The sequence below is a fragment of the Phormidium pseudopriestleyi FRX01 genome (assembly GCF_017313335.1).
Taxonomy (GTDB): Bacteria; Cyanobacteriota; Cyanobacteriia; order Cyanobacteriales; family Laspinemataceae; genus Laspinema; species Laspinema pseudopriestleyi.
In genome coordinates, this window is the sequence record NZ_JAFLQW010000035.1 from 1 (window position 1) to 3,574 (window position 3,574).

The 3,574-nt window shown below is 47.3% G+C and carries 3 protein-coding genes; 2 read left to right on the forward strand and 1 reads right to left on the reverse strand.

Features of this window, described 5'->3' with window-relative positions:
* Window positions 1-124: DUF2605 family protein (locus J0895_RS01255; protein ID WP_207086336.1), on the reverse strand; the 124-nt coding region annotated here is incomplete at its 3' end.
* Between the two features lie 297 nt (window positions 125-421).
* On the opposite strand from J0895_RS01255, the gene thrS reads away from it, so the two are divergent.
* A complete protein-coding gene (gene thrS / locus J0895_RS01260; protein ID WP_207086334.1) occupies window positions 422-2,248 on the forward strand; it encodes a threonine--tRNA ligase in 1,827 nt (608 codons plus the stop codon).
* 236 nt (window positions 2,249-2,484) lie between these two features.
* On the forward strand, window positions 2,485-3,273 hold the full coding sequence (locus tag J0895_RS01265) for a DUF4058 family protein (RefSeq protein WP_207086335.1): 789 nt from the start codon (window positions 2,485-2,487) through the stop codon (window positions 3,271-3,273).
* The last annotated feature ends 301 nt before the right edge of the window (window positions 3,274-3,574 follow it).

Below are 3,574 nucleotides of genomic sequence, written 5' to 3' on the forward strand. Positions count from 1 at the left end.
AAAAGGAGATTTCCTCATTTTCCAATAACTTGCGCGATCGGGCAAACCAATATTGAAAATCCTCTAATAACGGTTCTAGTAGGGTTTTGAGTAAATTGGGTTCGGGAAGATTGGGATTGAGCATGATTTCCAAATAATCGGGGTACTGAGGCTAATTTTAACTTATTTTACAAAACTTAACATTCTCGGGGACAGTTGACAAGGGATTCGCGATCGCACGATAACAATTTGGCGATCGGGCTGGAGTTCCCCTCTTAAGCTTGACATTCGTCATCTAATCTGAATCATTCCCGGCCTAAACCGCCCCTCTCTCTCTGGGTCCTCCAGTAGCAACAACTTGACACGACCAGTCCAATTGGGGAACCAACCCTTTAAAATAGAAAAGAAGGTAATCCAAATCCGAGATTAAAATCCAACGCAAATGGCTAACTCATCTCCGGCTGTCGAAGCACCCGCCGAAAAAATTTACTTGCCGCGTACCGGCGAATCCCCGCAACTCAAAAAGATTCGCCACACCACCTCTCATGTGATGGCGATGGCAGTCCAGAAGCTTTTCCCCAAGGCCCAAGTTACCATTGGACCTTGGATTGATAATGGATTTTATTATGATTTTGACAATCCTGAGACCTTCACCGAACAGGACCTCAAAGCCATCAAAAAAGAGATGGTCAAAATCATCAACCGGAAATTACCCGTCACCCGCGAAGAAGTCACCCGAGAAGAAGCGGAAAGACGCATCAAAGCCATTAATGAACCCTACAAGTTAGAAATTCTCGGGGACATCAAAGAAGAACCCATTACCATCTATCACCTCGGGGAAGAGTGGTGGGATTTGTGTGCGGGTCCCCATGTTGAAAACACCAGCGAACTTCACCCCAAGGCGATCGAACTCGAAAGTTTAGCTGGGGCCTACTGGCGCGGAGATGCCAGCAAACAACAGCTACAGCGCATCTATGGCACCGCCTGGGAAACCCCCGAACAACTCACCGAATACAAGAGACGCAAAGAAGAAGCCCTCAAACGAGATCACCGCAAACTCGGCAAAGAACTGGGACTGTTTTTATTTTCCGACTCCGTAGGTCCCGGATTGCCCTTATGGACCCCCAAAGGGACCGTCCTCCGCAGTGTGCTCGAAGACTTCCTCAAACAGGAACAAGTCAAACGCGGATACCTCGGCGTCGTGACTCCTCATATTGCCAGAATAGACCTATTCAAAACCTCCGGTCATTGGCAACAATATAAAGAGGATATGTTCCCGATGATGGCAGAAGATGAAGAATCTGCCTTAGAAGAACGGGGTTTTGTCCTCAAACCCATGAACTGTCCGTTCCATATCCAAATCTATAAAAACGAGTTGCGTTCCTATCGGGATTTACCGATGCGTCTGGCAGAATTTGGCACCGTTTACCGCCATGAAAAATCCGGGGAACTGGGGGGATTAACCCGAGTTCGTGGCTTTACGGTGGATGATTCCCACCTGTTCGTCACCCCAGAACAATTGGATGATGAATTCCTCAGTGTGGTGGATTTAATCTTGTCTGTCTTTAATAGTTTGCAACTGCAAAACTTTAAAGCCCGGTTGAGTTTCCGTGACCCCGAATCCGATAAATATATCGGGTCTGATGAGGCATGGAATAAGGCAGAAAATGCCATTCGTCGCGCGGTTGATACCCTGGGGATGGAGTCCTTTGAAGCCCCGGGAGAAGCGGCATTCTATGGGCCAAAACTGGACTTTATTTTCCAGGATGCGCTTGAGCGCGAGTGGCAGTTAGGAACCGTCCAGGTGGATTACAACTTGCCAGAACGCTTCCAATTAGAATATGTGGGAGAAGACGGCACTCGCAAACGTCCGGTAATGATTCACCGTGCGCCTTTTGGGTCATTGGAACGGCTAATTGGGATTTTAATTGAAGAGTATGCGGGAGATTTTCCCTTCTGGTTAGCGCCGATTCAAATGCGTTTGTTGCCGGTGAGTGATGAATTTTTGCCCTTTGCGAAAGAGGTGGCAACTCAGATGCGAATCGAGGGAATTCGGGCCGAAGCGGATACCAGTGGAGAGCGTTTAGGGAAGCTGATTCGCAATGGTGAAAAGCAAAAGATTCCGGTGATGGCGGTTGTTGGGGCTAAAGAGGTGGAATCGAATCAGTTAAGTATTCGCACCCGCGCCGGGGGTGAGTTGGGAACAATGGCGGTGGCTGATGTAGTTGAAAAAATGAAGGTTGCTAATCGCGATCGCAGCAATTTCTAGTTTTCATTTTTAGTATAGATTTAGGGTAAATTATGCCCATCCTAAATCTATACTCGCCGCAGTAATTTAGGGCAAACAAGCCGTGAATTTGGACATCGGTATCAATTAAATTCAAGTCTATAGTAATCCTTGACCCTCACCCCCAACCCCTCTCCCAAAATGGGAGAGGGGAGTACCAGAGTTTATAAATAGGTTAAGGATTGATATAAAAAGGTGGTTAAATAGGGAGTTAAATTATGCCTTCTCCATTTCCAGGAATGGATCCATATTTAGAAGGGCCAAGTTTTTGGCCCGAGGTGCATCACTTGCTGATGAGCCTAATTTTGGAATCATTAGTCCCTCAGTTGCGACCTAAATATCGGGTTGCCCTGGAAAAAAGGGTGTATGAAAGCGGTGGAAATGATAGTTTATTGGTGGGAATTCCTGATGTGATTGTGCAGCGTCGCCAACCGACATCGCCGGGAGATTCTAATGTAGCAGTGGCAGCACCTCCGACTCAAAAAGCCTTGCCGGTGCAAGTGCCGATGATGATGGAATTTCGGGAGGCATATTTAGAAGTTAGAGAGATGGCAACCGGGGAAGTTGTGACGGCGATCGAGGTGCTTTCTCCGGCAAATAAACGCCGGGGAAAAGGGCGGGAGATGTATGAAGAAAAGCGCAGCCGCATTTTAGCCAGTCGCACCCATTTGGTGGAAATTGACCTGTTGCGGGGTGGGGAACTGATGCCGGTTTTAGGAAACGATATGGAGGCGCATTATCGGATTCTGGTCAGTCGAGGCGATCGGCGTCCTCATGCGGACTTATATCTTTTTAATTTACCCGATGCAATTCCCACCTTTCCCCTACCCCTACGTTCCGGGGATACAGAACCGATTATCGATTTAAACCAACTTTTAAATCAGCTATATGAGCGAGCAGGCTATGATTTTGTGATTGATTATAGCACTGAACCTATCCCCGCTTTAGCTGAGTCTGAAGCAGTTTGGGTGGATGCACGGTTAAGGGAACAAGGTGTGCGGGAATGACTCTCTAAGTTGACTGGGCGATCGCTAATTCACTAGCAACCATAGCGGGAATGATTACCATATGGTAAAGTTTCGCTAATAGGCTGAGATGGTTAATCAGGGCAAGGCTACAACAGAGATGATGTATCGCTAACGACAATCATAACCAACCTTGCTGGCCCAGAGATTCGGGAAAGAAACCCGGTTTCTGAAGTGGGGTGGGGGGCAAGACACCCCGTTTCTGGGTAGTGATAAGAATCAAAGCACATTGATTCACAGATTAGGATTTTCAGGGTCAATTTTCTCTAAACTCTCAGCTGCC